This window comes from Streptomyces sp. NPDC057010 (assembly GCF_042673805.1).
Taxonomy (GTDB): Bacteria; Actinomycetota; Actinomycetes; order Streptomycetales; family Streptomycetaceae; genus Streptomyces.
On sequence record NZ_JBHUSC010000002.1, the window covers coordinates 164119 to 189680 of the forward strand.

General features: G+C 72.0%; 24 protein-coding genes, 1 tRNA gene and 1 pseudogene. 13 read left to right on the forward strand and 13 right to left on the reverse strand.

Annotated features, from left to right (window positions below):
- Nucleotides 1-64: 64 nt before the first annotated feature.
- Complete coding sequence (locus ACFTXQ_RS03285; protein ID WP_382635390.1) at nt 65-1126, forward strand: MerR family transcriptional regulator; 1062 nt, start codon at nt 65-67, stop codon at nt 1124-1126.
- Here ACFTXQ_RS03285 and ACFTXQ_RS03290 read toward each other — a convergent pair.
- From ACFTXQ_RS03290 to ACFTXQ_RS03300, 3 genes are all read right to left on the reverse strand, one after another.
- Complete coding sequence (locus ACFTXQ_RS03290; RefSeq protein ID WP_382635392.1) at nt 1110-1880, reverse strand: TrmH family RNA methyltransferase; 771 nt, start codon at nt 1878-1880, stop codon at nt 1110-1112. The two genes, ACFTXQ_RS03285 and ACFTXQ_RS03290, sit on opposite strands and share 17 nt — an antisense overlap.
- Before the next feature lie 82 nt (nt 1881-1962).
- Nucleotides 1963-3141: an HTTM domain-containing protein gene (locus ACFTXQ_RS03295; protein WP_382635394.1), complete on the reverse strand. Its 1179-nt coding sequence runs from the start codon at nt 3139-3141 to the stop codon at nt 1963-1965.
- Nucleotides 3129-3791, reverse strand: a complete 663-nt coding sequence (locus ACFTXQ_RS03300) for a DUF5819 family protein (protein ID WP_382635395.1) — start codon at nt 3789-3791, stop codon at nt 3129-3131. The genes ACFTXQ_RS03295 and ACFTXQ_RS03300 overlap by 13 nt, the downstream gene beginning before the upstream one ends.
- A 240-nt stretch (nt 3792-4031) precedes the next feature.
- Between ACFTXQ_RS03300 and paaA the strand changes: the two genes are divergently transcribed.
- The 6 genes from paaA to ACFTXQ_RS03330 all read left to right on the forward strand — a co-directional run bounded on the left by paaA (nt 4032) and on the right by ACFTXQ_RS03330 (nt 8860).
- On the forward strand, nt 4032-5012 hold the full coding sequence (gene paaA, locus ACFTXQ_RS03305) for a 1,2-phenylacetyl-CoA epoxidase subunit PaaA (protein ID WP_382635397.1): 981 nt from the start codon (nt 4032-4034) through the stop codon (nt 5010-5012).
- Nucleotides 5009-5293 (forward strand): 1,2-phenylacetyl-CoA epoxidase subunit PaaB, encoded by a 285-nt coding sequence (gene paaB / locus ACFTXQ_RS03310; protein WP_030009045.1) that lies wholly within the window; start codon nt 5009-5011, stop codon nt 5291-5293. Before paaA ends, paaB begins: the two co-directional genes overlap by 4 nt.
- Nucleotides 5290-6015, forward strand: a complete 726-nt coding sequence (gene paaC, locus ACFTXQ_RS03315) for a 1,2-phenylacetyl-CoA epoxidase subunit PaaC (protein WP_382635400.1) — start codon at nt 5290-5292, stop codon at nt 6013-6015. The genes paaB and paaC overlap by 4 nt, the downstream gene beginning before the upstream one ends.
- Complete coding sequence (gene paaD / locus ACFTXQ_RS03320; RefSeq protein ID WP_382635402.1) at nt 6009-6515, forward strand: 1,2-phenylacetyl-CoA epoxidase subunit PaaD; 507 nt, start codon at nt 6009-6011, stop codon at nt 6513-6515. The genes paaC and paaD overlap by 7 nt, the downstream gene beginning before the upstream one ends.
- Entirely contained in the window at nt 6516-7613 is a 1098-nt protein-coding gene (locus ACFTXQ_RS03325) for a 2Fe-2S iron-sulfur cluster-binding protein (protein WP_382635403.1), read from the forward strand.
- A gap of 104 nt (nt 7614-7717) precedes the next feature.
- Nucleotides 7718-8860: an acyl-CoA dehydrogenase family protein gene (locus ACFTXQ_RS03330; RefSeq protein ID WP_382635405.1), complete on the forward strand. Its 1143-nt coding sequence runs from the start codon at nt 7718-7720 to the stop codon at nt 8858-8860.
- A gap of 6 nt (nt 8861-8866) precedes the next feature.
- Here ACFTXQ_RS03330 and ACFTXQ_RS03335 read toward each other — a convergent pair whose 3' ends face one another.
- From ACFTXQ_RS03335 to ACFTXQ_RS03360, 6 genes are all read right to left on the reverse strand, one after another.
- Nucleotides 8867-9211: a rhodanese-like domain-containing protein gene (locus tag ACFTXQ_RS03335; protein WP_382635407.1), complete on the reverse strand. Its 345-nt coding sequence runs from the start codon at nt 9209-9211 to the stop codon at nt 8867-8869.
- 222 nt (nt 9212-9433) lie between these two features.
- Entirely contained in the window at nt 9434-10279 is an 846-nt protein-coding gene (locus ACFTXQ_RS03340; protein WP_382635409.1) for a hypothetical protein, read from the reverse strand.
- A gap of 85 nt (nt 10280-10364) precedes the next feature.
- On the reverse strand, nt 10365-11819 hold the full coding sequence (locus ACFTXQ_RS03345; RefSeq protein WP_382635410.1) for a DUF2252 domain-containing protein: 1455 nt from the start codon (nt 11817-11819) through the stop codon (nt 10365-10367).
- Between the two features lie 50 nt (nt 11820-11869).
- The gene (locus ACFTXQ_RS03350) at nt 11870-12529 is read right to left on the reverse strand and encodes a response regulator (RefSeq protein ID WP_382635412.1); all 660 of its coding nucleotides are present in this window, start codon (nt 12527-12529) and stop codon (nt 11870-11872) included.
- Between the two features lie 8 nt (nt 12530-12537).
- On the reverse strand, nt 12538-14214 hold the full coding sequence (locus ACFTXQ_RS03355; RefSeq protein ID WP_382635775.1) for a sensor histidine kinase: 1677 nt from the start codon (nt 14212-14214) through the stop codon (nt 12538-12540).
- Nucleotides 14215-14613: 399 nt separating this feature from the next.
- A tRNA-Leu gene (locus ACFTXQ_RS03360) sits at nt 14614-14696 on the reverse strand.
- Nucleotides 14697-14990: 294 nt separating this feature from the next.
- On the opposite strand from ACFTXQ_RS03360, the gene ACFTXQ_RS03365 reads away from it, so the two are divergent.
- The 6 genes from ACFTXQ_RS03365 to pknB all read left to right on the forward strand — a co-directional run bounded on the left by ACFTXQ_RS03365 (nt 14991) and on the right by pknB (nt 23065).
- The gene (locus tag ACFTXQ_RS03365; protein ID WP_382635414.1) at nt 14991-15803 is read left to right on the forward strand and encodes an FhaA domain-containing protein; all 813 of its coding nucleotides are present in this window, start codon (nt 14991-14993) and stop codon (nt 15801-15803) included.
- A 10-nt stretch (nt 15804-15813) separates the two neighbouring features.
- Nucleotides 15814-16311 (forward strand): FHA domain-containing protein, encoded by a 498-nt coding sequence (locus tag ACFTXQ_RS03370; protein ID WP_382635416.1) that lies wholly within the window; start codon nt 15814-15816, stop codon nt 16309-16311.
- A 144-nt stretch (nt 16312-16455) separates the two neighbouring features.
- Entirely contained in the window at nt 16456-17913 is a 1458-nt protein-coding gene (locus ACFTXQ_RS03375; protein ID WP_382635418.1) for a PP2C family protein-serine/threonine phosphatase, read from the forward strand.
- A gap of 31 nt (nt 17914-17944) precedes the next feature.
- Complete coding sequence (locus ACFTXQ_RS03380) at nt 17945-19369, forward strand: FtsW/RodA/SpoVE family cell cycle protein (protein ID WP_382635420.1); 1425 nt, start codon at nt 17945-17947, stop codon at nt 19367-19369.
- The gene (locus ACFTXQ_RS03385) at nt 19366-20829 is read left to right on the forward strand and encodes a peptidoglycan D,D-transpeptidase FtsI family protein (protein WP_382635422.1); all 1464 of its coding nucleotides are present in this window, start codon (nt 19366-19368) and stop codon (nt 20827-20829) included. Before ACFTXQ_RS03380 ends, ACFTXQ_RS03385 begins: the two co-directional genes overlap by 4 nt.
- Before the next feature lie 199 nt (nt 20830-21028).
- Nucleotides 21029-23065: a Stk1 family PASTA domain-containing Ser/Thr kinase gene (gene pknB, locus ACFTXQ_RS03390; RefSeq protein ID WP_382635423.1), complete on the forward strand. Its 2037-nt coding sequence runs from the start codon at nt 21029-21031 to the stop codon at nt 23063-23065.
- A 64-nt stretch (nt 23066-23129) separates the two neighbouring features.
- Here the strand turns inward: pknB and ACFTXQ_RS03395 are convergent, their stop codons facing one another.
- From ACFTXQ_RS03395 to ACFTXQ_RS03410, 4 genes and pseudogenes are all read right to left on the reverse strand, one after another.
- A complete protein-coding gene (locus tag ACFTXQ_RS03395) occupies nt 23130-23861 on the reverse strand; it encodes a class E sortase (RefSeq protein WP_382635425.1) in 732 nt (243 codons plus the stop codon).
- Nucleotides 23862-23883: 22 nt separating this feature from the next.
- A pseudogene (locus ACFTXQ_RS03400) lies at nt 23884-24723 on the reverse strand (class E sortase); the annotation flags it as partial.
- Entirely contained in the window at nt 24705-25343 is a 639-nt protein-coding gene (locus tag ACFTXQ_RS03405; RefSeq protein ID WP_382635427.1) for an aminodeoxychorismate/anthranilate synthase component II, read from the reverse strand. The pseudogene ACFTXQ_RS03400 and the gene ACFTXQ_RS03405, both read right to left, overlap by 19 nt.
- Nucleotides 25340-25516, reverse strand: a complete 177-nt coding sequence (locus ACFTXQ_RS03410; protein WP_030011120.1) for a hypothetical protein — start codon at nt 25514-25516, stop codon at nt 25340-25342. The genes ACFTXQ_RS03405 and ACFTXQ_RS03410 overlap by 4 nt, the downstream gene beginning before the upstream one ends.
- Between the last annotated feature and the right edge of the window lie 46 nt (nt 25517-25562).

Below are 25562 nucleotides of genomic sequence, written 5' to 3' on the forward strand. Positions count from 1 at the left end.
GGCCCCGGGCCCGCTTGACCCTCGACCTGGTGGAGGTCCCAGAGTCGTGGGTGTGGAGAGCGACATGCGCAGCATCGGCGAGATGGGCAGGGACAGCGGGCTGGGGGTGAGCGCGCTGCGGTTCTACGACCGCGCGGGCGTCCTGGTGCCCGCCCGGGTGGATCCGGTGACCGGGTACCGCTGGTACGCGCCCGAGCAGCTCGGCGAGGCCCGGCTGCTGGCCCGGCTGCGGCGCTCGGGGATGCCGCTCGCGGACGTCCGGCTGGTGCTGGCCGCCTGGTCCGGCGGGGACACCGGTTTGGTGCCCCGCCTGCTGGACGGGCATCTGCGGCGGCTGGAGCGCGGGCTGGCCGAGGCGCGCAGTGAGTTCTCCACGGTACGAGCGCTACTCGGACACAGGGAGACCACCATGACCACCGCTGCCACCGCGGGCACCGCCGCCAAGGCCGGCACCACCACCGCCACCACCCGGCTGACCGTGCCCGGCACCGGGATCGCGGCCGCGCTGGACGCCGTGCGCTTCGCCGCCGGAACCGATCCCGAGCTGCCGGTGCTCGGCGGAGTCCACTTCGACATCGAGGGGGACGCCCTCCACGTGGTGGCCACCGACCGCTACCGGCTGGCCGTCGCCCGTACGTCCACCACCGGCCACGGCGGCGAGCGGGTCCAGGTGACCGTGCCCACCCCGCTCGTGGACGCGATGCGCGCCCTGGTGACCACCGACGCCCCCGCCCACCTCACCGTGGAGGGGGACACCGTGGAACTGGAGACCCAGGGCCGCCGGGCGGCCGGGCAGCGCCTCGGCGAGGACTTCCCCGACTACCGCCGCCTCACCCGGCTGCCCGAGGGCCGCCGCTTCACGCTGGACGTCCCGGCCCTGCGGCAGGCCCTCGCCGAGCAGGACGGCGACGTCTGCGTCCTCCTCCTGACGGACCCAGTGACCATCGGCGACCACGACTCCACCGGCGAGCGGGTGGGGGTGAACCCCGCCTTCCTGCTCGACGTGCTCGCCACCGGGGAGGAGCTGCTGCTGGAGTACGTCGGCCCCAAGGCCCCCCTCGTCCTCCTGCGCCCCGCCACGGAGGACGTCTTCTCGATGCTGATGCCGGTCAGTCTCGACGCGTGACCGGGCTCGGTCCGCCCCAGTGGAACAGGGCCATGGCCACGCTGGTGGCCAGGTTGTAGCTGGAGACCTGCGGCCGCATCGGCAGGGACACCAGGTGATCGGCCCGGGCGCGCAGCTCGGGGGAGATCCCGTGCCGTTCGGAGCCGAAGGCGAGCAGGGCGTCGTCCGGGAGGGTGAGGGTGCGGATGTCCTCGCCCTCCGGGTCGAGCGCGTAGAGCGGTCCGGGCGGCAGCGTCTCCAGGGTGACCTTGTCCACGACGGTGGCGTAGTGCAGCCCGGCGCCGGCGCGGACCACGTTCGGGTGCCAGGGGTCGAGGTCGCCGCGGGTCACCACGCCGGTGGCCCCGAAGCCGGCGGCGAGGCGGACGACGGCCCCGACGTTGCCGAGGTTGCGGGGGTTGTCGAGCACGACGATCGGCGCGGTCCGGGGGGCCGCGGCCAGCGCGGCCACCCCGGCCTCCCGGTCGGGCCGCTCGGCGAGCGCGGCCACCCCGGTGGGGTGCACGCGCGCCACCAGCTGCTTCAGCGGCGCCGCCCGCACCAGCCGGGCCACGTCCGCCTCCACATCCGGAGCCAGCCCGCCCGCGAGCGCCCGTACGGCCCCGGGGTCGTCGGCGACGGCCATGTGGATGCGGACCCCGAAGCGGAGGGCGTGCTTCAGCGCGTGGAACCCGTCCAGGAGCACGAGGTCCTCCCGCCCGGCGGCCTCCCGCCACCGCCGCGCCGTCTCATCCGCACTCCCGAGCTCACCCATACCCCGACCCTAAGGCCGCGCTTGCGGGCTGAGGGTCGGGGTCGGGGGCAGAAGCCCCCGCAACGGCGCCGCAGGAACGCCGTCAGCGCGGGACCGGCCTGGGCTTGGGGACCTCCGCGAGCGGCACGGTGTCGGACGGGGCCGACGGGGCGAAGTCCCGGCCGGGCCTCACCGCCGTGGTCCTGGCGGCCAGCCAGAGCAGGAACCCCGTCGGCAGGAACACCGCGTCGGCGGCGATCATCGCCAGCGAGAAGAACGGCAGCCCCAGCAGCACCGCGATCCCCGCGTGCTCCAGCATCATCACCGCCAGCAGCACGTTCTTGATCCGCCGGTTGAACAGCGTGAACGGGAACGCCACCTGCACGGCCACCGTCCCGTAGGACACCAGCATCACCAGCGTCCCGCTGCTCGCCACCACCCCCGACAGCCCCGGCCACGGCGTGAAGTAGTCCAGCCCCAACGGGTAGTACAGGGCCGTACCGTCCTGCCACCGCGATCCCTGGATCTTGTACCAGCCCGCCGTCGCGTAGATCAGGCACACCTCCGCCATGATCACCAGCATCCCCGCGTTGTGCACCAGGTTCGCCAGCACGTCCAGGACCGCCCGCCGCTCCCCCTGCGCCTCGTGGCGGTCCACCAGCCACCACAGCCCGCAGACCACCCACAGCCCGGCGAAGACCGACAGCCACCCGGCGCCGAACCGCCCCGTCGCCGCCCCGTACGCGAAGGCCGCGCCCAGCACCACCCACAGCGCCGGCCCGGCCGCCCCGGCCGAGGCCGAGCCGAGCCGCCGGGCCCGCCGCGCGTCCAGGGACCACACCTGCGCGCACCGCGTCAGCACGAGGTAGATCGCCATCAGGTGGATGACGTTGTCTCCGCCGTCCCCCATGAACACGCTGCGGTTCTGCAGCGACAGCACCCCGATCATGAACACCACCGACGCGGCCCGCGTCCGCCACCCCAGCAGCAGCCCCAGGCTCGCCAGCACGGACACCCCGTAGACGATCTCGAACCACGCCGTCGAGTCCGACCACAGGAGCACCGTGAAGGCCCCGTTCGAGGCGACCAGCCGTTCCGCGAGCGCCCAGCTCCACGGCCCGTCCGGCCCGTACAGCTCGGCCCGGTGGGGGAACTCCCGCAGCAGGAAGAACAGCCAGGTCCCGGCGAAGCCGATCCGCACCACGGCGCTCTGGTACGGCCCCAGCGCCCGCCCGGTGACCTTTGCCAGCGCCCGCGCCGCCGAGGCCCTCACACCGTCCACCACGGCAGCTCCCGGTAGTACGTCTGGGTGTCGGTCTTCTCGTCGCTCCACTTCGGCGCGGCCACCGCCTTCGTCGCCGAGCGCAGCTGGATCCGCAGGATGTGCCCTCCCGGGTACGCCGGCCGCAGCCGGTCCAGGGCGATCCGCCGCAGGTACTGCTCGGACAGCTCGCCGCGCTCCCCGTTCGCGTTGTTGTCCTCGTCGTGCGAGCCGGTGAAGAAGTCCCAGGCCCGGCGGAGCTCGTTCTGCTCCGTGTGGCTCGGCAGCAGGCTGTGCCGGATGGCCGCGCCGTCCTCGGCGCTCAGGTCACGCCAGTCGGTGGTGGTGCGCCCGCCGGCCGCGGTGCGCACCTCGGCGCGCACCTCCACCGAGATGTTCTGCTGGAGCGGGTTGGGCGCGAAGAGCTTCCAGTTCTGTTCGAACTCGGGGTAGATCCACCCGTCGACCGTCTGCGCGTGCCGCTTGCTCACCGTGTTGGGCGGGGCGACGTGCAGGAAGACGAGGGCGAGGTGCGCGCATGCCGCCACGGCGACGGCTCCCAGGGCCACCGCGGTGACCACGCGGTAGGGGGTGGACAGACCGGCGATTCCGGGCGCCCGCGGGGGCGTCGGCGCGGACCCTTCGGCGGGCTCGTGCGCGTTCGAATCCATCCCGCCCCGATCGTCCGGCGTCCACAGGGTTGACCACAGAGGTTGACACCCTACGGGCCGCCGTCTCACCATTGAAGAGGATGAACCGAACGATCGGTCGGTCGGGCGGACGGCGGACTCTGACAGGGGGCCGGGATGGTGGCAGTGACCCCGGAAACGGGGCCGGGCACGGCCCTCGGGACGGATGGGACCGATGGGACGGCCAGGGCCGATGGAATGGATGGCACGGATGGGGCAGTCATGACCGCTGACCTGGGCGCACAGCTCGCGGCGGCTTTCGACGCGGCCGTGGCTGCGGAGGAGCGGGTGGAGCCGCGCGACTGGATGCCGGAGGAATACCGCGCCACCCTGGTCCGCCAGATGGCCCAGCACGCCCACTCCGAGATCATCGGCATGCAGCCCGAGGCCAACTGGATCACCCGCGCGCCCTCGCTGCGCCGCAAGGCGATCCTGATGGCCAAGGTGCAGGACGAGGCAGGCCACGGCCTGTACCTGTACAGCGCCGCCGAGACCCTGGGCACCAGCCGCGACGAGCTGCTCGACAAGCTCCACGAGGGCAGGCAGAAGTACTCCTCGATCTTCAACTACCCGACCCTGACCTGGGCGGACGTCGGCGCCATCGGCTGGCTCGTGGACGGCGCGGCGATCACCAACCAGGTCCCGCTCTGCCGCTGCTCCTACGGCCCCTACGCCCGCGCCATGGTCCGGATCTGCAAGGAGGAGTCCTTCCACCAGCGCCAGGGGTACGAGCTGCTCCTCGCCCTCTCGCAGGGCACCGAGGCCCAGCACGCGATGGCCCAGGACGCGGTCGACCGGTGGTGGTGGCCCTCGCTGATGATGTTCGGCCCGCCGGACGACGAGTCGGCGCACTCCGCGCAGTCGATGGCCTGGCGGATCAAGCGCCACTCGAACGACGAGCTGCGCCAGCGGTTCGTGGACATCGCCGTCCCGCAGGCGGAGGCGCTGGGCCTGACCCTGCCCGACACGGACCTGAAGTGGAACGAGGAGCGCGGGCACCACGACTTCGGAGCCATCGACTGGACGGAGTTCTGGAACGTGCTCAAGGGCAACGGTCCCTGCAACGAGCAGCGGATCAGCCAGCGGCGCACGGCCCACGAGGAAGGCGCCTGGGTGCGCGACGCGGCCGCGGCGTATGCGGAGAAGCAGGCCGAAAAGCACGCCGGCGACAGCGCCGGACAGAACGAGGAGGCACGGGCATGACGCAGAACTGGCCACTGTGGGAGGTGTTCGTGCGTTCGCGGCGCGGCCTCTCGCACACGCACGCGGGAAGCCTGCACGCCCCCGACGCGGAGATGGCCCTGCGCAACGCCCGCGACCTCTACACCCGGCGCGGCGAGGGCATCTCGATCTGGGTGGTGCCCTCCACCGAGATCACCGCCTCCTCGCCCGACGAGCGGGACCCCTTCTTCGCCCCGTCCGCCGACAAGCCGTACCGGCACCCCACCTTCTACGACATCCCGGAGGGGGTGAGCCACCTGTGACCGGCACCGATGTCACGCGGTCGGCGGCCCTGGCCCTCGGCGACGACGCGCTGATCCTCTCCCACCGCCTCGGCGAATGGGCGGGTCACGCCCCCGTCCTGGAGGAGGAGGTCGCCCTCGCCAACATCGCCCTCGACCTCCTCGGCCAGGCCCGCCTCCTGCTGTCCATGGCCGGCGACGAGGACGAGCTGGCGTTCCTGCGCGAGGAGCGCTCCTTCCGCAACCTCCAGCTGGTCGAGCAGCCCAACGGCGACTTCGCCCACACCATCGCCCGGCAGCTCTTCTTCTCCTTCTACCAGCACGAGCTCTACACGGAACTGGCGGCCGGGGACGGCCCGTTCGCGCCGCTGGCGGCCAAGGCCGTCAAGGAGACCGCGTACCACCGCGACCACGCCGAGCAGTGGACCCTGCGCCTGGGCGACGGCACCGAGGAGAGCGCGCGCCGCATCCGGGCCGCCCTGGACGCGCTGTGGAAGTACACCGGCGAGATGTTCCAGCCGGTGGAGGGCATCGACGGCGTGGACTGGGCCGCCCTGGAAGGGCGCTGGCTGGCCGCGCTGACCGACGTACTGGAGCGGGCCGGGCTCGCACTGCCCGAGGGGCCGCGCACCGGCGCCTGGGCGGCCGGGGCCGGGCGCCAGGGCCTGCACACCGAGTCGTTCGGCCGGCTGCTCGCCGAGATGCAGCACCTGCACCGCAGCCATCCGGGGGCGTCATGGTGACCGCCGATGCCGCGATGACCCGCCTGGAGGAGGAGCTGGCCGAGCTGGCCGGATCCGTCCCGGATCCCGAGCTGCCCGTGCTCAGCCTCGCCGAGCTCGGCGTCCTGCGCGGGGTGCGGATGCACGAAGACGGCCACGTCGAGGTCACCCTCACCCCCACCTACACCGGCTGCCCCGCCATCGAGGCCATGTCGGCCGACATCGAGCGGGTCCTGACCGGCCACGGCATACCGGACGTGCGGGTGAGCACCGTGCTCGCCCCGGCCTGGTCGACCGATGACATCACTGCCGAAGGCCGCCGCAAGCTCGCCGAGTTCGGCATCGCCCCGCCGCGTCCGCACGCGGCGGGCGGCCCGGTCCCCCTCACCCTGTCGGTCCGCTGTCCCCACTGCGGATCGACGGACACCGAGCTGCTCAGCCGGTTCTCCTCCACCGCCTGCAAGGCGCTGCGCCGCTGCACCGCCTGCCGCGAACCGTTCGACCACTTCAAGGAGCTGTAGATGGCCGCACCCCGCCACGGCGCGTTCCACCCGCTGACGGTGGCGGCAGTCGACCGGCTCACCGACGACTCGGTGGCCCTGACGATTCGGGTCCCCGAGGAACTGCGCGAGGACTACCGGCACGCCCCCGGCCAGCACCTGACCCTGCGCCGCACCTCCACCGAGGGCCAGGAGGTCCGGCGCACCTACTCGATCTGCTCCCCCGCCCCGGCGGCGGACGGCCCGGGCCCGGCAGAGCTGCGGGTCGGGGTGCGGCTGGTGGAGGGCGGCGAGTTCTCCACCTTCGCGCACAAGGAGATCGCCGCCGGCGACGTGCTGGAGGTCATGGTCCCGGCCGGGCGCTTCGTGCTGGATCCGGCCGCCGCCCCGCCCTCCCCGCACTACGCGGCGATCGTCGGCGGCAGCGGGATCACCCCCGTACTGTCGATCGCCGCCACGCTGCTGGCGGCGCGGCCCGACGCCCGATTCTGCCTCGTGCGCAGCGACCGTACGGCGGCGTCGACGATGTTCCTGGAGGAGGTCGCCGACCTCAAGGACCGCTACCCGGACCGGTTCCAGCTGGTGACCGTCCTCTCCCGCGAGGAGCAGGAAGCCGGCCTGCCGTCCGGACGCCTGGACCAGGAGCGGCTGGCGGCCCTGCTGCCGGCGCTGCTGCCGGTCGCGGAGGTGACGGGCTGGTTCCTGTGCGGGCCGTACGGCCTGGTGCAGGGCGCGGAGCGGGCGCTGGGCGCGCTCGGTGTCCTGCGCATCCGGGTCCACGAGGAGATCTTCCACGTCGAGGACACCACGGCGAAGGCCCCCGCGGCGGCCACGGCCCCCTCGCACGGGCGGGTCACCGCCCGCCTCGACGGGCGCTCCGGCACCTGGCCGGTCCGGGACGGGGAATCCCTGCTCGATGCGGTGCTGCGCAACCGCGCGGACGCCCCGTACGCCTGCAAGGGCGGGGTGTGCGGCACCTGCCGGGCGTTCCTGGTGACGGGCGAGGTCCGGATGGACCGGAACTTCGCGCTGGAGGCGGAAGAGACGGAGGCCGGCTTCGTCCTGGCCTGCCAGTCCCACCCGGTGACGGAGGAAGTGGAGATCGACTTCGACCGCTAGTGCCGCGGGCGCGCCGGTGCGTCCGGCGCTCCCCCTGTCCAATTTCCAGAACCTGTTCTATCTTGACGCCCCGTCAGACCTGAACGCGCGCGGGAGGACAGGCAGTGGACTTCACCTTCACCGAGGAGCAGCAGGCGGCCGTCGAGGCGGCCCGGGCCGTGTTCGCGGATGTCGCGCCCGACAGCGTGCCCAGTCCCGCGCTCACCCCCGGAGCCGTCGCCGATGACTTCGACCGCCCGCTGTGGGCCAGGCTCGCCGCCTCCGACCTGCTGAGCCTGGTCCTCGCCGAGGAGCACGGCGGCGCCGGACTGGACGCCATCGCCCTGTGCCTGGTGCTGCGCGAGGCCGCCAGGGTGCTCGCCCGGGTGCCGCTGCTGGAGCACTGCGCCACCGCCATGGCCGTCCAGGCCCACGGCAGCCCCGAACTGTCCGCCGCCCTGCTGCCGGGCGCCGGCCGCGGGAGCCTGGTCCTGACCGCCGCCGCCCACGGCCGCACCGGCCACGACCCGGCCGAACTCGCCGTCACCGCCCGCCGCGACGGAACCGGATGGACACTCGACGGGGTGCAGACCGCGGTCCCCTGGGCGCACAACGCCGACTGGATCGCCGTCCCGGCCCACACCGGCGAAGGCGAGTCCGTCCTCGCCCTGCTGCCGCGCACCACCGAGGGCCTGACCCTCGCCGACCAGTACTCCACCAGCGGCGAACGCCTCGCGGAACTGACCCTGACCGGCGTACGGGTCCCCGACGCCCACCTGATCGAGGACCGCAGCGCGTGGGAGCACCTGCGCCAGCTCCTGGCCACCGGGACCTGCGCCCTCGCACTCGGTCTCGGCGAAGGCGTCCTCACCATGACCAGCCAGTACACGGGCAAGCGCGAGCAGTTCGGCTTCCCTGTGGCCACCTTCCAGGCCGTCGCCGTCCAGGCCGCCGACCGCTACATCGACCTGCGCGCCATGGAGGTCACCCTCTGGCAGGCCGCCTGGCGGCTCGACGCGGCCACCGGCGGAGCCGGCGGTCCGCTGCCGAGCGCCGGCGACGTGGCCGTCGCCAAGATCTGGGCCTCGGAGGGCGTGCGCCGGGTCGTACAGACCGCCCAGCACCTGCACGGCGGCTTCGGCGCCGACACCGACTACCCGCTGCACCGCTACCACGCGTGGGCCAAGCAGCTGGAACTCCAGCTCGGTCCGGCCGCGGCGCACGAAGAGGTCCTGGGCGACCTGCTGGCCGCCCATCCCCTCGCCTGACGGGGCCTACAGCACGAAGGCCGGGTTCCCGCTGTCCGTCACCATCGGGCGCCCGGCACCGTCCCAGGCCTGCATCCCGCCGTCGATGTTCACGGCGTCGATGCCCTGGCGCACCAGGTACTGGGTGACCTGCGCGGAACGCCCGCCCACCCGGCACATCACGTGCACCCGCCGACCGTCCTCGACGGCCTCGGTCAGCTCACCGAAGCGGGCCACGAAGTCGCTCATCGGAATGTGCAGAGCCCCGTCGACATGCCCGGCAGCCCATTCGTCGTCCTCCCGGACGTCGAGCACAAACCCTTCGGCGGGCACCGCGGCGGCGTCCACCGAGGGAAGCGGCCCAAAGTTCATAACGTCGCCTTCTCTCGTCACGGATCTCCTGCCAACCTATCGGGTAGCCGCACCCACGCACCCAGGCGGCCAGATCCAGCCGCGCGGGTGATCTGTTCAGCCCCGCCGGGATCCATCCAGCCCCGCCGGCGTTTGAGGCGCGGGGTCTGGGGCGGAGCCCCAGGAGCCCGGGCGCAGCCCGGGGCCGCGTGCGCAGCGGCTCCCCAGACGACCGGACCGGCCTCATCCGGCGGCGGCGACCTCGGCGGCCAGCTCGGCCTCCCGCTCCGCAACCCGCGCCAGCAACTGCTCCGCGATCTCCTCCAGCAGCCGGTCCGGATCCTCCGGCGCCATCCTCAGCATCGACCCGATCGCGCTGTCCTCCAGCTCCTTGGCCACCAGCGCCAGCAGCTCCTTGCGCTGCGCCAGCCACTCCAGCCGGGCGTACAGCTCCTCGCCCTCGCCCGGCGCCGCCTCCTCGGCAGCCGGCCCGGCCGCCCACTCCTCGGCCAGCTCGCGCAGCAACTGCTCGTCGCCCCGCCCGTACGCGGCGTTGACCCGCGCGATGAAGGCATCCCGCCGCCCCCGCTCCGCCTCGTCCTGGGCCAGGTCCGGATGCGCCTGGCGGACCAGCTCGCGGTACAGGCGGCGTACCTCCTCCGTGGGCCGCACCCGCTCCGGCGGCCGCACGGACCGCTCGGTGAGCATCGCGGAGGCGTCGTCGGAGATCCCGTCGGAGTCCATCCAGTCGTGGAACAGCTCCTCGACCCCCGGCATCGGCATGACCAGGGAGCGCGCGTCCCGCGCCCGCCGCAGGTCCTCGGGATCCCCGGTGCGCGCCGCCCTCGCCTCGGCGATCAGCGCGTCCAGCTCGTCGAGGCGCGAGTACATCGGCCCGAGCTTCTGGTGGTGCAGGCGGGAGAAGTTCTCCACCTCGACCCGGAAGGTCTCCACCGCGATCTCGAACTCGATCAGCGCCTGCTCGGCGGCCCGCACGGCCCGCTCCAGACGCGCTTCGGGACGCTCCCCGCCGGAATCGCCGGGAACCGTCTGCTCAGGCTGCTGGGACTGCTCGGTCTGCTCGCTCACCCGGCCAGCCTACGGCCCACTCGCCCGGGCGGATGTTTCACGTGAAACACCCGCCCGCACCGCCGAGCCCGCCGCACGCGTCCGGTCAGACCCCGGCCTCCGCGGCGATCCTGCCGCTGCGCACCGCCGCCACCAGATCGGCGTGGTCGGCCTCGGTCCGGTCGGCATAGGCCACCGCGAAGGCGGCCATCGCCTCGTCCAGCTCCTCGTTCTTCCCGCAGTACCCGGCCAGCAGCCGCGGATCGGCGCTGTGCGCGTGCGCCCGGGCCAGCAGGGCGCCGGTCATCCGGCCGTAGTCGTCGATCTGGTCGGCGGCCAGCGCCGCCGGGTCCACACTGCCCTTGCGGTTGCGGAACTGCCGCACCTGGAAGGGCCGGCCCTCCACCGTGGTCCAGCCCAGCAGGATGTCCGAGACCACCTGCATCCGCTTCTGGCCGGCCACCACCCGCCGGCCCTCGTGCTCCTCCGCCGGCGAGGTGAACCCCAGCGCCGGCAGGTACGGCAGCAGCACCGAGGGCCGCGCCTCCTTCACCTGGAGCACCAGCGGCTCGCCCCGGTGGTCCAGCAGCAGCACCACGTACGAACGGGTTCCGACGCTCCCGGTGCCCACCACCCGGAAGGCCACGTCGTGGATGGCGTACCGGGCCAGCAGCGGCAGCCGGTCTCCCGGGAGGGTCTCCAGGTACGGGCCCAGCGCGGCCGCCACGGCCGCCGCCTCCCCGTCCCCGACGCGCCGCAGCACGGGCAGCGCGTCCACGAAGCGGCGCCCGCCCTCCGGCCCCGCCTCGGTCGACTTGGCCGCGAAGCGGGCGGAGGTGTTGTTGCGGGCCTTCTCCGAGACCCGCTCCAGGGTGCCCAGCAGATCTCGGGCATCGGTGTGCGAGACCAGTTCCTCGTCCGCGATGGCGTTCCACGCGTCGAGCGCGGGCAGCTTGGCCAGCAGCCGCATGGTCCGCCGGTAGGCGCCCACCGCGTCCAGCGCGGCGGCCCGGCAGGTGTCCTCGTCCGCACCGGCCACCCGTCCGGCCAGCACCAGTGAGGCCGCCAGCCGCTTCACGTCCCACTCCCACGGACCGAACACGGTCTCGTCGAAGTCGTTGAGGTCGATGACGAGGCGGCCCCGCGCATCCCCGTAGAGGCCGAAGTTCGCGGCGTGCGCGTCCCCGCAGATCTGCGCGCCGACGCCGGTCACCGGGCCGCCGGACAGGTCGTGCGCCATCAGCCCGGCCGCGCCGCGCAGGAAGGCGAAGGGGTTCGCGGCCATCCGGCCCACCCGTATCGGCGCCAGCTCGGGGACCCGTCCGACATTGGACTCCTCCACCGCGCGCACGGCGTCCGGACGCCCGGCCGGCGCCTCGAAGGCGGCGTGCGCCGCCCGCGGCACGCGACGGCGCAGCGCCTTGCCCGCGTCCTTCGGGGAACCCTCCGCCGATCCCCGCGCGAAACCCGCCGCAGAGTCCGCGGAACCCGCGGCCCGGGGTGCGAACCCCTCCACCACCGGTATCCGCTGCCCCGCCACCGCCACCGCCACCGCCGTCATCGCCCCGCCCCTGCCCGTACGTGATCGCTTTCGGAACGGGCTGACCGTATCTACAGCCCGGCGTCCCTGGCCAGCAGCGCCGCCTGCACCCGGTTCTCGCACCCCAGCTTCGCCAGGATCCGGCTCACGTACGTCTTCACGGTCGCCTCGCTCATGTGGAGCCGCCGGCCCGCGTCCGCGTTGGACAGCCCCTCCCCCAGCAGGGCCAGCACCCCGCGCTCGCGCTCGCTCAGCTCCGCCACGCGGCGCCGGGCCTGCTCGCCCCGCGCGGCGGCCTTCCCCGAGGCCAGCTGGTCCACCACGTGCCGGGTCGCCGCCGGCGAGAGGTAGGCGTCCCCGGCCGCGGCGGCCCGGACGGCGCCGATCAGCTCGCCGGGCGCCGAGTCCTTGAGCAGGAAGCCCGCACCGCCCTGGCCCAGGGCCCGCAGGACGTTCTCCTTCTCGCCGAAGGTGGTCAGGATCAGCGCCCGTACCTCCGGCACGGTGCGCCCCAGCTCCTCCAGCGCGGTCAGCCCGTCCATCACCGGCATCTGGATGTCGAGCAGCACCACCTCGGGCGCGTGCGCCCGGGCCAGGTCCACGGCCTCCCTGCCGTTCGTCGCCTCCGCGACGACCTCGATGTCCGGCGCCGAGGTCAGGATCATCCTGATCCCGGCCCGGATCAGCGGCTCGTCGTCAGCGATCACCACTCGGATCACCTTGGCTGTCACCCGCGCTCCTACTGCTTGACCTCGTACGCCTGCTTGTCCACGAGCTTGCCGTCCCTGAAGCAGAATCGGAAAACCGTGTCGGTGGTCAGGTCCGGCGAGTCCTCCGAGGAGAGCAGCACGAGGCACGTCGTGCCCTCCGGCCGCCCGGGGCCCTTGCCGTCCACTCCCGCCGTGAGGATGCTGTCCCCGTCCGGGAGCCGGTCGCGCACCGCCGCCTCGGACTCGCCGACGTGCACCGCGTCGTACTCGGCCCGGTCGATCATCGCGTTGCCCACGGAGCTCACCACCAAGGCCACCCCGGCGCCGAGCACGATCACCAGGAGCACCACCGCCGCGAACGCGATCCCGCAGCCCAGCGCGACGCCGCCGGTGCGGCTGCGCACCCGTACGGCCAGCTCCCGGTCCACGGCCGCCCAGTCCATCGGCGGCGCGCCGTGGACCCCGAGCGCGTGGGGCTGGGCCTGCTGCCCGAAGTCGTCGGCCACGTCCTGCACCACCCCGGCGGGCTCCGCCCCGTAGGGGAGCACGCCCGCGACCCGGAAGCCGCCGTTCTCGGTCGCGCCCGCGTGGACCATCCCGCCGACCAGCCGGGCCCGTTCGCGCAGGCCCGTCAGCCCCTGACCGCCCGACACCACCTCGCCGGCGGCCGGACCGGCCGCCGGTCCGTTGGCGATCTCCACCACCAGCGAGTCGTCCTCGTAGCGCAGCTCCACCGTGATCGGCGCCCCCGGAGCGTGCTTGTAGGCGTTGGTCAGCGCCTCCTGGACGATCCTGTACGCCGCGTGGTCGCAGGCCGCGACCAGCGGCCTCGGCTGTCCGGTGGTGGACATCCGTACGTCGGTCCCCGAGCCCCGCGCCGCCTCCACGACCCCGGCGATACCGGCCACCCCGCGCGACGCGGGCTGCGCCTCCTCCACCGGGGCGGGCGCCTCCACTCCGTCGCGCAGGATGCCGACGACCTCGCGCAGTTCGTGCATCGCGGCCACCGAGGCCTGCCGCAGTACGCCCACCCCCTCGCGCTGACGGTCGGTGAGCTCCGGATCCACCTCCAGCGCACCGGTGTGCACGGCGATCAGTGCCAGCTGGTGTCCCAGGCTGTCGTGCATGTCCTGGGCGATCCGCTGCCGCTCGCGCAGCCTCGCCTGACCCTCGACCATGGCCCGCTCGCGCAGCAGTTGGCCGTTGCGCTCCTGGAGGGCGCGCAGCAGCGTACGGCGCTGGGACCAGTACCGGCTGGCCAGACCCGGCATCACCGTGACGGCCAGGAACATCAGCGTGGAGAACACGACCACCAGCAGCGTCCGCTGGAGCGACCACTGGTCCACCACGCTGAAACCGACCGACGCGGCGAAGGCCAGCGTGAAGGCGCCCAGCGCCCGGCCCACCCCGACGATCCGGCGCCCCGCCGACCAGCCCAGCAGCCCCGTGACCAGGAAGACCCCGGGCATCACGGCCCCCGCGGCGGCACCGAGCACCAGCGTGGCCGCGGGCAGCCGCCGGCGCAGCAGGGTCAGCGCGACCACGACGACGGCGCCGGTCACCATGCGCCACCCGGGACCGTTGCCGAGCTCCTCGACGCCCAGGCCGAGCACGGCCAGGATCCCGGAGACCGCCAGGTCCGCCGCGAGCATCCGCCGGGTCCAGGGCTCCGGCCCCGTCAGCCAGGACCAGCCGTTCCGCGCCATCGCCTTCGCATCCACGCGACCGACCCTAGACACCCGACCCCGCCCGCGGCGCCCCTCTTTCGTCGCGCGCGCCACGACGAAAGTCGCCGCGAGCCGGGAGCCCGGCCCTCAGCTCACACTCATCCCCCGCTCCGGCCACGCCCGCCTCGTGGGCCTCTTTGGCCGCCGTCACCGCCGCCTCGTACAGATCGATGGCCACCCGGTCGAAGGCGCCGTGGGAATCCTTCAGATGCTGACAGTCGATCACATCGGCGCCGTCGTCCGGCCGGGACGCCCGGGCGTCGGGCGAGGGGGAGTGGGGCGCACGTCACACCCGGGCCGGGGGCACGGTCCCCGCCGCGTCGCGGAAAACACGAATCGGCCGCCACCGCTTGCGCGGTGACGACCGATTCGTCGATGTGGGCGAGGGGGGATTTGAACCCCCACGTCCCGAAGGACACTGGCACCTGAAGCCAGCGCGTCTGCCGTTCCGCCACTCGCCCGAGCAGCGTCCCAGTGGTTCTTCCCTTTCGGGCCGTTCCCCTGGCGACGTCGAAACATTAGCACGTCGGACGGGGTGGATTCACATCGCTTTCCCGTCACCCCCGCACCGCTGCGAGCACCGGCCCCTCCCGTCCTGCCCGCCCGGTGCGGGACACTGTCCCTGGAGCGCCCCTACGATCCCTTGTGAGGACCAACACTCGTCCGCGCAGGACCGATGGGGAACCACCCGAATCCGCCACGCGTGGATACGATCAGTAAGCAGTACAGGGCGACAACGACGGAGGAGGTGCCCCATGGGAGTTCTGAAGCGGTTCGAGCAGCGACTCGAAGGTCTGGTGAACGGCACCTTCGCCAAGGTGTTCAAGTCCGAGGTCCAGCCGGTGGAGATCGCCGGAGCCCTCCAGCGGGAGTGCGACAACAACGCCACCATCTGGAACCGCGAGCGGACCGTCGTCCCCAACGACTTCATCGTCGAGCTCAGCGCCGGCGACTACGACCGCCTGAGCCCCTACTCCGGGCAGCTCGGCGACGAGCTCGCGGGCCTCGTCCGCGACTACGCCAAGCAGCAGCGGTACTCCTTCATGGGCCCCATCAAGGTCCACCTGGAGAAGGCGGAGGACCTCGACACCGGGCTCTACCGGGTCCGCAGCCGCACCCTCGCCTCCAGCACCTCCCAGCCGCAGCCGGGAGGGGGTCAGGCACCCCAGAACCAGCAGCAGGGCGGATACGGGTACCCCCCGGTCGCCGCCCCGCCCATGCCCGCCGGCCCGCCCCCGGGCGCACCCGGCGGACGCCGGCCCGCGCCCGCGGCGGCCTCGGGCGCCCAGCGGCGCCACTGGATCGAGATCAACGGCACCCGCCACCAGATCTCGCGCCCCACGCTCGTACTCGGCCGAAGCACCGAAGCCGACGTGCGGATCGACGACCCCGGCGTATCGCGCCGGCACTGTGAGATCCGGACCGGAACGCCCTCGACGATCCAGGATCTCGGGTCCACCAACGGCATCGTGGTGGACGGGCAGCACACCACCCGCGCTACGCTCCGCGACGGCTCGCGGATCGTCGTGGGCAGCACCACCATCATTTACCGGCAAGCCGAAGGGTGAAGCGGGGGCAATGTCAGAGCTGACCCTGACGGTCATGCGGTTGGGTTTCCTGGCCGTTCTGTGGCTGTTCGTCATCGTGGCCGTCCAGGTCATCCGCAGCGACCTCTTCGGAACGAGAGTGACCCAGCGCGGCTCCCGCCGCGGCGGCGCCACCAGCGCCCCGCAGCAGGCCGGCCGCCAGACCGCGCCGCCGCAGCAGCGCCAGCGCCGCGGTGCGCCCACCAAGCTCGTCGTCTCCGAGGGCACCCTCACGGGAACGACGGTGGCCCTCGCGGGCCAGACGATCACGCTGGGCCGCGCCCACGACTCCACGATCGTGCTGGACGACGACTACGCGTCCAGCCGCCATGCCAGGATCTACCCGGACCGGGACGGCCAGTGGATCGTCGAGGATCTCGGGTCCACCAACGGCACGTATCTCGACCGGACCCGGCTGACCACCCCGACGCCCATTCCGCCGGGTGCCCCGATCCGCATCGGCAAGACCGTCATCGAGCTGCGGAAGTAGTACGAGAATGAGCGAGCGGAGCGAGCGCGCGGCGGCGATCCGTCCCACCGAGGACACGGACCCGAGCGCGCTCCCGACCGGAGGGTGGGCAGTGTGGCTCGAGACCGGTTGTACCCGGAGGAAGCGTCGACTGGGCAGGTGCGCATGAGTCTGTCCCTGCGGTTCGCCGCCGGTTCGCACAAGGGCATGATCCGTGAGGGGAACGAGGACTCCGGCTACGCCGGCCCGCGCCTCCTCGCGATCGCCGACGGCATGGGAGGCCAGGCCGCCGGAGAGGTCGCGAGCTCCGAGGTGATCTCCACCCTGGTGCAGCTCGACGACGACGTCCCCGGCTCCGACATCCTCACCTCCCTCGCCACGGCCGTGCAGCGCGCCAACGACCAGCTGCGCGTCATGGTCGAGGAGGACCCCCAGCTCGAGGGCATGGGCACCACCCTGACCGCGCTGCTGTGGACCGGTCAGCGCCTCGGCCTCGTCCACGTCGGCGACTCCCGCGCGTACCTGCTGCGCGACGGCGTCCTCACCCAGATCACCCAGGACCACACCTGGGTGCAGCGCCTCGTCGACGAGGGCCGCATCACCGAAGAGGAAGCCACCACCCACCCGCAGCGCTCCCTGCTGATGAGAGCGCTCGGCAGCGGCGACATCGTCGAGCCCGACCTCTCCATCCGCGAGGTCCGCGCCGGCGACCGCTACCTCATCTGCTCCGACGGGCTCTCCGGCGTGGTCTCCCACCAGACGCTGGAGGAGACCCTCGCCGACTACCACGGCCCCCGCGAGACCGTGCAGTCGCTGATCCAGCTCGCCCTGCGCGGCGGCGGACCCGACAACATCACCTGCATCGTCGCCGACGTCCTCGACACCGACAGCGGGGACACCCTCGCCGCCCAGGTCAACGACACCCCGGTCGTCGTCGGTGCGGTCGCCGAGAACCAGCACCAGCTCTTCGACGGCGGCAACGCCATGCAGACCCCGGCCGGCCGCGCCTCGGGCCTCGGCCGGCAGGCCCCCCCGCCCGCCGGCGCCTTCGGCCCCCCCGGCAGCGGCGAGCCCGTCGGCTACGGCTACCCCGACCAGGGCCAGGGCGGCGGCTACGGCAGCTTCGGCGAAGCCGACGGCTACGACAAGGACGCCGGCTACGAGGACACGTACGACCACCCCCGCCGGCGCCGCGGCAAAGGGCGCAAGTGGATCACCCGTACGCTGATCCTGCTCATCGTCGCCGGCGTCATCGGCGGCGGCCTCTACGCCGGCTGGCGCTGGACCCAGACCCAGTACTACGTCGGCGTCAAGGGCGAGCACGTGGCGCTCTTCCGCGGCATCAGCCAGAAGCTCGGCCCGCTGGAGCTCTCCAAGGTGGAGACCGACCGCCCCGACATCGAACTGAAGTACCTGCCGCCCTTCAAGCGGAAGCTGGTCGAGGCCACCATCAGCGAAAGCAGCCTCGACGGAGCCCGCGAGAAGATTGACGAGCTCGGGGTCCAGGTCTCCGCGTGCAAGAAGGACGAAGAGCGCCGCAACGCCGAGGCGCAGAACCAGACACCCGCCACCACGCTGACTCCCGCGGAGCAGGCCGTGGTCGGCCATTGCGTCAAGCAGTAGACACACGCGGGCGCAGGGGGCCTGCCACACCATGAGCGTTGTCACCAACACGACCACCATCGGCGCCATCGAGGCGCCGAGCCGGCGGAACACCGAGCTCCTGCTGCTCGGGTTCGCCGTGGTCATCCCGATCTTCGCCTACGCCAACGTGGGCCTGTCGATCCACGGCGAGCTGCCCCCGGGCATGTTCCTCTACGGGCTCGGCTTCGCCGTCCTCGCGGGGATCGCCCACCTCGTCGTACGCCGGTACGCCAAGTACGCCGATCCGCTGCTGCTGCCGATCGCCACCCTGCTCAACGGGCTCGGCGTCGTACTGATCTGGCGCCTCGACCAGTCCGAGCGGCTGCAGAACCTCGCCAAGAACAGCTTCGGCGGGTTCACGGAGTCCGCGCCGCGCCAGATGATGTACACGGGGCTCGCCATCGCCCTGTTCGCCGTCGTCCTGCTGGTCCTCAAGGACCACCGCGTGCTCCAGCGGTTCACGTACATCTCGATGGCCGGCGCGCTCGTCCTGCTGATCCTGCCCGTCATCCCGGGCCTGGGCGCGGACGTCTTCGGTGCCAAGATCTGGATCAGCGTCGGCGGTTTCTCCATCCAGCCCGGAGAGTTCGCGAAGATCGTCATCGCGGTCTTCTTCGCCGGCTACCTGATGGTCAAGCGCGACGCCCTGGCCCTGGCCAGCCGCCGCTTCATGGGCCTCTACCTGCCGCGCGGCCGCGACCTCGGCCCGATCCTGATGATCTGGGCGATGAGCCTGCTCGTCCTCGTCTTCGAGAACGACCTCGGCACCTCGCTGCTCTTCTTCGGCATGTTCGTGATCATGCTGTACGTGGCCACCGAGCGGACCAGCTGGATCGTGATCGGCCTGCTGATGTCGGTGGCCGGTGCCGCCGTCGTGGGCGCCACCGCCAGCCACGTCAAGGCCCGTGTCACCGCCTGGCTGGACCCCTTCGCCTGCTACCGCACGTCCGGCGCCTGTGAGCAGGTCGGCCAGTCGATCATGAGCTTCGGCTCCGGCGGGGTCCTCGGCACCGGCTGGGGCCAGGGCAACTCGGACCTCATCGGCTTCGCCGCCAACTCCGACTTCATCTTCTCCACCGTCGGCGAGGAGCTCGGCCTGACCGGCGTCATGGCCTTCCTCCTGCTCTACGGGCTCATCATCGAGCGGGGCGTCCGCACCGCCCTCGCCGCCCGCGACCCCTTCGGCAAGCTCTTCGCCATCGGCCTCTCCGGCGCCTTCGCGCTCCAGATCTTCGTCGTCGCCGGCGGAGTCATGGGCCTCATCCCCCTCACCGGCATGACGATGCCCTTCCTCGCGTCCGGCGGTTCCTCCGTCCTCGCGAACTGGATCCTCATCGCCGTCCTCATCCGGATCAGCGACACCGCACGCCGACCTGCCCCGGCCCCCGCCCCGTCCCCCGACTCCGAGATGACCCAGGTGGTCCGCCCGTCATGAACAAGCCCCTGCGCCGCATCTCGCTGTTCTGCGGGCTGCTCGTCCTCGCCCTGCTGATCCGGACCAACTGGCTGCAGTACGTCCAGGCCGAGGAGCTCAGCACGCGCAAGGAGAACCGCCGGGTCCAGATCGCCCAGTACGCCACCGAACGCGGCAACATCATCGTCGCGGGCGAGCCGATCACCGGTTCCGCGGTCACCGACGGCAGCGACTACAAGTACAAGCGGACCTACACGGCGGGCGAGCTGTGGGCGCCCGTCACCGGCTACGCCTCGCAGGCCTTCGGTTCCACCCAGCTCGAATCCCTCGAGGACGGCATCCTCACCGGCAACGACGACCGGCTGTTCTTCGACCGCACCATCGGCATGTTCACCGGGGAGAAGAAGCAGGGCGGCAACGTCGTCACCACGCTCAACCCGGCCGCCCAGAAGGCCGCCTTCGAGAAGCTCGGCAACAAGAAGGGCGCGGTCGCCGCGATCGACCCGCGCACGGGCGCCATCCTCGCGCTGGTCTCGACCCCCTCCTACGACCCCTCGCGCTTCGCCGGAAACTCCAAGGCGGACGAGAAGGCCTGGGTCGAGCTGAAGGACAGCGAGGACAAGAACCTCGTCAACCGCGCCCTGCGCGAGACCTACCCGCCGGGCTCCACCTTCAAGGTGGTCACCGCGGCCGCGGCCCTGGAGAACGGGGTCGTCAAGGAGATCAACGACCCGACGGACACGCCGGAGCCGTACATCCTGCCGGGCACCAAGACCCCGATGGTCAACCACGCCTCGGGCTGCGAGAAGGCCAGCCTCAACGAGGCCCTGCGCGTGTCCTGCAACTCCGTCTTCGCCAACCTCGGCGACAAGGTGGGGCGCGACAACATGGTGAAGACGGCCGAGAAGTTCGGCTTCAACAACGACAAGATCGACATCCCGGTCCGCGCCTTCGCCAGCGTCTACGACAAGAAGATGGGCAAGGACGGCAACGCGCAGAGCTCCATCGGCCAGTTCAACACCGCCGCCACCCCGCTCCAGATGGCGATGGTCACCGCGGCCATCGCCAACGACGGCAAGCTGATGAAGCCGTACATGGTCGACCAGCTCACCGCGCCCAACCTCGACGTCATCGAGAAGCACTCTCCGGAGGAGATGAGCCGGCCGCTGTCCGCGGCCAACGCCCAGAAGGTCCAGGAGATGATGGTCAACGTCGTCGAGAACGGCACCGGCACCAACGCCAAGATCAAGGGCGTCAAGGTCGGCGGCAAGACCGGCACCGCCCAGCACGGCGAGGGCAACAAGAAGCGCCCGTACGCCTGGTTCGTCTCCTACGCCGAGAACCCGGACGGCACCTCGCCCGTCGCCGTCGCCGTCGTCATCGAGGACAGCTCCGCGGACCGCGAGGACATCAGCGGCGGCGGCCTCGCCGCCCCCGTCGCCCAGGCGGTCATACAGGCCGTACTGAAGAGCGAGAAGTGACGTGAGTCGCGCATGACGGACCGGAACGAAGTGATCCCCATCACTGATACCGGCCGGTTCCGAGCGTACGGTACCGGTCCAGTATCAGCCTGTGGCCACGAACCGATCACGGACGATCGGCCGGTAGCCTTTGCGCGAACAGCACACCGCCGGACCACACACAGGTGCGGTCGGGACTGACGGAGAGGGCTGCAACGTTATGGAAGAGCCGCGTCGCCTCGGCGGCCGGTACGAGCTGAGCCACGTGCTCGGCCGCGGTGGCATGGCCGAGGTCTACCTCGCCCACGACACCCGGCTCGGCCGTACCGTCGCCGTCAAGACCCTGCGCGCCGATCTCGCCCGCGACCCGTCCTTCCAGGCCCGGTTCCGGCGCGAGGCCCAGTCGGCCGCGTCGCTGAACCACCCGGCGATCGTCGCCGTCTACGACACCGGCGAGGACTACGTCGACAACATCTCCATCCCGTACATCGTGATGGAGTACGTCGACGGGTCCACCCTGCGCGAGCTGCTGCACTCCGGCCGCAAGCTGCTGCCCGAGCGCACGCTGGAGATGTGCATCGGCATCCTCCAGGCCCTGGAGTACTCGCACCGGGCCGGCATCGTGCACCGCGACATCAAGCCCGCCAACGTGATGCTGACCCGCACCGGCCAGGTCAAGGTCATGGACTTCGGCATCGCCCGCGCCATGGGCGACTCCGGCATGACCATGACACAGACGGCCGCGGTCATCGGCACCGCCCAGTACCTCTCCCCCGAGCAGGCCAAGGGCGAGCAGGTCGACGCCCGCTCCGACCTCTACTCCGCGGGCTGCCTGCTGTACGAGCTGCTCAGCGTCCGGCCCCCCTTCATCGGCGACTCCCCCGTGGCCGTCGCCTACCAGCACGTACGGGAAGAGCCCCAGCCGCCGTCGAACTTCGACCCCGAGATCACGCCCGAGATGGACGCGATCGTGTTGAAGGCGCTGGTCAAGGACCCCGACTACCGCTACCAGTCCGCCGACGAGATGCGCGCGGACATCGAGGCCTGCCTCGACGGCCAGCCCGTCGCCGCCACCGCCGCCATGGGCGCGGCCGGCTACGGCTACCCCGACCAGGGCCACGGCTACGGACACCAGGGCTACGACCAGCCCACCGCGGCCCTGCGCACCACCGAACCCGGCGCCCAGACCTCGATGATGCCGCCCATGCCCCCGGGCGAGGGCGGCTACGGGTACGGCGACCAGGGCCACGGCGGCTACGACCAGGGCCCGCACCGCCGCCAGAAGAAGAGCCGGGCGTCCACGATCCTGCTCGTCGCGGCGGGCATCCTCGTCCTCGTCGGCGCGATCCTCATCGGCAAGTCCCTCTTCAGCGGGCAGGCCGACAACCGGCCCGCCGTGCCGAAGTTCATCGGCGCGACCCTGGAGGAGGCGCAGAAGAGCGCCGACAACGTGGGCCTCAAGGTGGCGAAGGAAGCCGACGCCGCCTGCGACGAGCAGCCCAAGGGCAAGATCTGCAAGCAGGATCCGGCGGCCGACACCAAGGTCGACAAGGGCTCCACGGTCAAGGTGACCGTCTCCTCGGGCGCGGCCGCGGTGTCCGTCCCCGACGTGCTCAACAGCCCGTTCGAACAGGCGGAGAAGGCCCTCCAGGACAAGGGCTTCCAGGTCGAGCGCAAGCTCGTGGAGTCCGAGCGGACCCCCGGGGTCGTCCTCGATCAGGACCCGAAGGGCGGCGCCGAGGCGCCGAAGAACTCCGTGGTCAAGCTGAGCGTCGCCAAGGAGCAGTCCAAGGCGGTCGTCCCGGACCTCAAGGGCAAGACCAAGGACGACGCGGAGAAGGCGCTCAAGGCCGTCAACCTCAAGCTGGGCAGCGTGACGGAGACCGAGTCCCCGGGCGCCCCGCCGAAGACGGTGATCGCCCAGCAGTTCCAGCCGGGCGAGCAGCTCGACGTCGGCAAGGCGGTCGGCATCACCATCGCCAAGGCCTCGCAGCAGACGCAGGTCCCGAATCTGGCCAACAAGACGGTGGCCCAGGCGAAGCTGGAACTGGCCGCCAAGGGCCTGACCTTCGGCCGCGTCATCAACGGGCCGACGGACGACAACGCGATCGTGATGATGTCCGACCCGATCGCCGGCAGCCCCGCCACCACGGGCCAGGCCGTCAACGTCTACACGCAGCCGGGCGGCCAGCAGGACGGCGGCAACAACGGCGGCGACGGCTTCTTCGGCGGCCTGACGGGCGGCAACCGCCGCTAGGCGACCGCCCCGCTTTCCCGAGCCTCCCCGGGCCCCCACGGCGCCCGGGGAGGCTCACCGCTTTCTAGCGCAGCTCCGCCGGCGGCGTGCGCTGCGCGTCCACCTTCTCCGTGCGGACCAGCTCGCCCCACACGACGTACCGGTACTTCGAGGTGTACACCGGCGTGCAGGTCGTCAGGGTGATGTAGCGGCCCGGGGCGGTCCTGCCCGACTCCTTCGGGACCGGGTTGATCACGTCCACGTCGTACTTCGAGGTCTGGCGCAGCTCCGCGAAGGCCTTGTAGACGTACCAGGTGTCCTTGGTCTCGAAGACGATCGCGTCGCCGTTCTTCACCTTGTCGATGTTGTGGAACTTCGCCCCGTGGCCGTCCCGGTGCGCGGCGAGCGAGAAGTTCCCCTTCTCCTCCCACGGCAGCGCCGACTTCACCGGCTCCGTGTAGTAGCCCGCGACGCCGTCGTCGAGGACGTCCGGGGCCGTGCCCGGCTTGACCAGCACCTCGCCGTTGTCCATCGCCGGTACGTGCAGGAACCCGATGCCGTCCTTGGTGTCCAGCGCACCGGGGGCCGCCGGTTGGGCCGGGGCCTCTGTCTTCCACTGCCGGCGGATCTCGTCGCCGCGCGCCGACGCCTGCCGGTCCGCGACCACGTTCGTCCACCACAGCGAGTACGCCACGAACAGGGCCAGTACGAGGCCGACCGTGATCAGGAGTTCACCCAGCACGCTCAGGAAGCCGGCGAGCACGCTGCGGTGCGGGGGCGGCGCGGCGGCGGTGCGGCGGCGGTGGGGGCGAGACACTGCTGATTCGTCCTTAGGGCGGCTACGGGCCGGTGAGCGCGGGCGGAGGGCCCTGGCTGCGGGGGCGTTCGTCGATCATCCTGCCCCATACGATCATCCGGTAGGTGCTGGTGAACTCGGGCGTGCAGGTCGTCAGCGTGATGTAGCGGCCCGGCACGGTGAACCCCGATCCCTCCGGCACCGGCTTGATCACCGAGACGTTCGTCGGCGGGGTCTGCGGCAGCGACGAGGTCATCTCGTACGTGTAGTAGGCGTCCCGGGTCTCGACCACGACGGGGTCCCCCGGGACCAGCCGGTTGATGTAGCGGAACGGCTCCCCGTGGGTGTTGCGGTGGCCCGCCACCGCGAAGTTCCCCTGCGCGTCGGCGGGCATGGCCGTCTTCAGCGCGCCCTCGCCGTAGTGCCCGACCATCCCCTTGTCGAGCACCTTCGGCTTGCTGATGCCCTCTGCCACCGGGACCTTCACGTCCAGCTTCGGGATGTACAGGATCGCGAAGCCCTGCCCGGGCTCGAAGGCGGTCACCGGCGGCGCGGCGGCCCCGCCGCCGGGGTCCCGCTGCCAGGTCTGCTGGAGCGAGCCCGCGGCCCCGTTCGCCGTCCGCTCGGCCAGCAGGTTCGTGTACCAGAGCTGGTAGGCGACGAACAGCAGCATCACCAGGCCCAGCGTGATGAACAGCTCCCCGCCCAGCCGGCTCGCGATGACCACCGGGCCGCCCGATGGCGGCCGCCTGCGCCGCCGACCGCCCCGCCTGCGGGACTGCCGGGCGGCCCGCTTCGCGGCCTCCTGAGCTGCCCTGCGTCGCGCGGCCCGGCCCTCCGTGGGCGCGGACGGCGCGACCGCCGTCACGCGACGGCCTTGCCCACCACCGGGGCCAGCCCCACCGAGCGCTCGACGGCACCCGCGTCACCGCACCGCACCAGCCAGTTCGCGAGCATCCGGTGCCCCCACTCGGTCAGCACCGACTCGGGGTGGAACTGCACGCCCTCGACGTCGTGCTCCCGGTGGCGCAGGCCCATGATGATCCCGTCCTCGGTGCGCGCCGTGACCTCCAGCGCGTCCGGCAGGGTCAGCGGCTCGGCGGCCAGGGAGTGGTAGCGGGTCGCGGTGAAGGGCGACGGCAGGCCGGCGAAGACGCCGAGGCCCTCGTGCACCACCGGCGAGGTCTTGCCGTGCAGCAGCTCGGGCGCCCGGTCCACGACCCCTCCGTACGCGACCGCCATCGACTGCATGCCGAGGCACACGCCGAAGACCGGAACGCCCGTGTCCGCGCAGTGGCGGACCATGTCGACGCAGACCCCGGCCTCCTCCGGCGTGCCCGGCCCGGGGGAGAGCAGCACACCGTCGAAGCCGTCCTGCGCGTGCGAGAGCTCGACCTCGTCGTTGCGCAGCACCTCGCATTCGGCGCCGAGCTGGTAGAGGTACTGGACCAGGTTGAAGACAAAGCTGTCGTAGTTGTCGACAACCAGAATGCGCGCGCTCACGGAGTGGCTCCCGATCCCTCGTCCACTGTCACATCGTTGAACGGAAGGAGCGGCTCGGCCCACGGGAAGACGTACTGGAACAGCACGAACACCACCGCGAGGACCAGTACGAGCGAGATCAGCGCGCGCACCCACGCATTGCCCGGCAGATGCCGCCAGATCCAGCCGTACATGGCTTCTGATTCCTTTTCGTCCTCATTCGTTCAACGGGCACCGCAA

Excerpts from the sequence above, each read along its gene's own strand:
- ACFTXQ_RS03285 (WP_382635390.1), top strand. The coding sequence starts at position 65 with ATGCGCAGCATCGGCGAGATGGGCAGGGACAGCGGGCTGGGGGTGAGC.
- ACFTXQ_RS03290 (WP_382635392.1), bottom strand. The coding sequence starts at position 1,880 with ATGGGTGAGCTCGGGAGTGCGGATGAGACGGCGCGGCGGTGGCGGGAG.
- ACFTXQ_RS03300 (WP_382635395.1), bottom strand. The coding sequence starts at position 3,791 with ATGGATTCGAACGCGCACGAGCCCGCCGAAGGGTCCGCGCCGACGCCC.
- paaA (WP_382635397.1), top strand. The coding sequence starts at position 4,032 with ATGACCGCTGACCTGGGCGCACAGCTCGCGGCGGCTTTCGACGCGGCC.
- paaB (WP_030009045.1), top strand. The coding sequence starts at position 5,009 with ATGACGCAGAACTGGCCACTGTGGGAGGTGTTCGTGCGTTCGCGGCGC.
- paaD (WP_382635402.1), top strand. The coding sequence starts at position 6,009 with ATGGTGACCGCCGATGCCGCGATGACCCGCCTGGAGGAGGAGCTGGCC.
- ACFTXQ_RS03325 (WP_382635403.1), top strand. The coding sequence starts at position 6,516 with ATGGCCGCACCCCGCCACGGCGCGTTCCACCCGCTGACGGTGGCGGCA.
- ACFTXQ_RS03335 (WP_382635407.1), bottom strand. The coding sequence starts at position 9,211 with ATGAACTTTGGGCCGCTTCCCTCGGTGGACGCCGCCGCGGTGCCCGCC.
- ACFTXQ_RS03345 (WP_382635410.1), bottom strand. The coding sequence starts at position 11,819 with ATGACGGCGGTGGCGGTGGCGGTGGCGGGGCAGCGGATACCGGTGGTG.
- ACFTXQ_RS03355 (WP_382635775.1), bottom strand. The coding sequence starts at position 14,214 with ATGGCGCGGAACGGCTGGTCCTGGCTGACGGGGCCGGAGCCCTGGACC.
- ACFTXQ_RS03365 (WP_382635414.1), top strand. The coding sequence starts at position 14,991 with ATGGGAGTTCTGAAGCGGTTCGAGCAGCGACTCGAAGGTCTGGTGAAC.
- ACFTXQ_RS03370 (WP_382635416.1), top strand. The coding sequence starts at position 15,814 with ATGTCAGAGCTGACCCTGACGGTCATGCGGTTGGGTTTCCTGGCCGTT.
- ACFTXQ_RS03375 (WP_382635418.1), top strand. The coding sequence starts at position 16,456 with ATGAGTCTGTCCCTGCGGTTCGCCGCCGGTTCGCACAAGGGCATGATC.
- ACFTXQ_RS03380 (WP_382635420.1), top strand. The coding sequence starts at position 17,945 with ATGAGCGTTGTCACCAACACGACCACCATCGGCGCCATCGAGGCGCCG.
- ACFTXQ_RS03385 (WP_382635422.1), top strand. The coding sequence starts at position 19,366 with ATGAACAAGCCCCTGCGCCGCATCTCGCTGTTCTGCGGGCTGCTCGTC.
- pknB (WP_382635423.1), top strand. The coding sequence starts at position 21,029 with ATGGAAGAGCCGCGTCGCCTCGGCGGCCGGTACGAGCTGAGCCACGTG.
- ACFTXQ_RS03410 (WP_030011120.1), bottom strand. The coding sequence starts at position 25,516 with ATGTACGGCTGGATCTGGCGGCATCTGCCGGGCAATGCGTGGGTGCGC.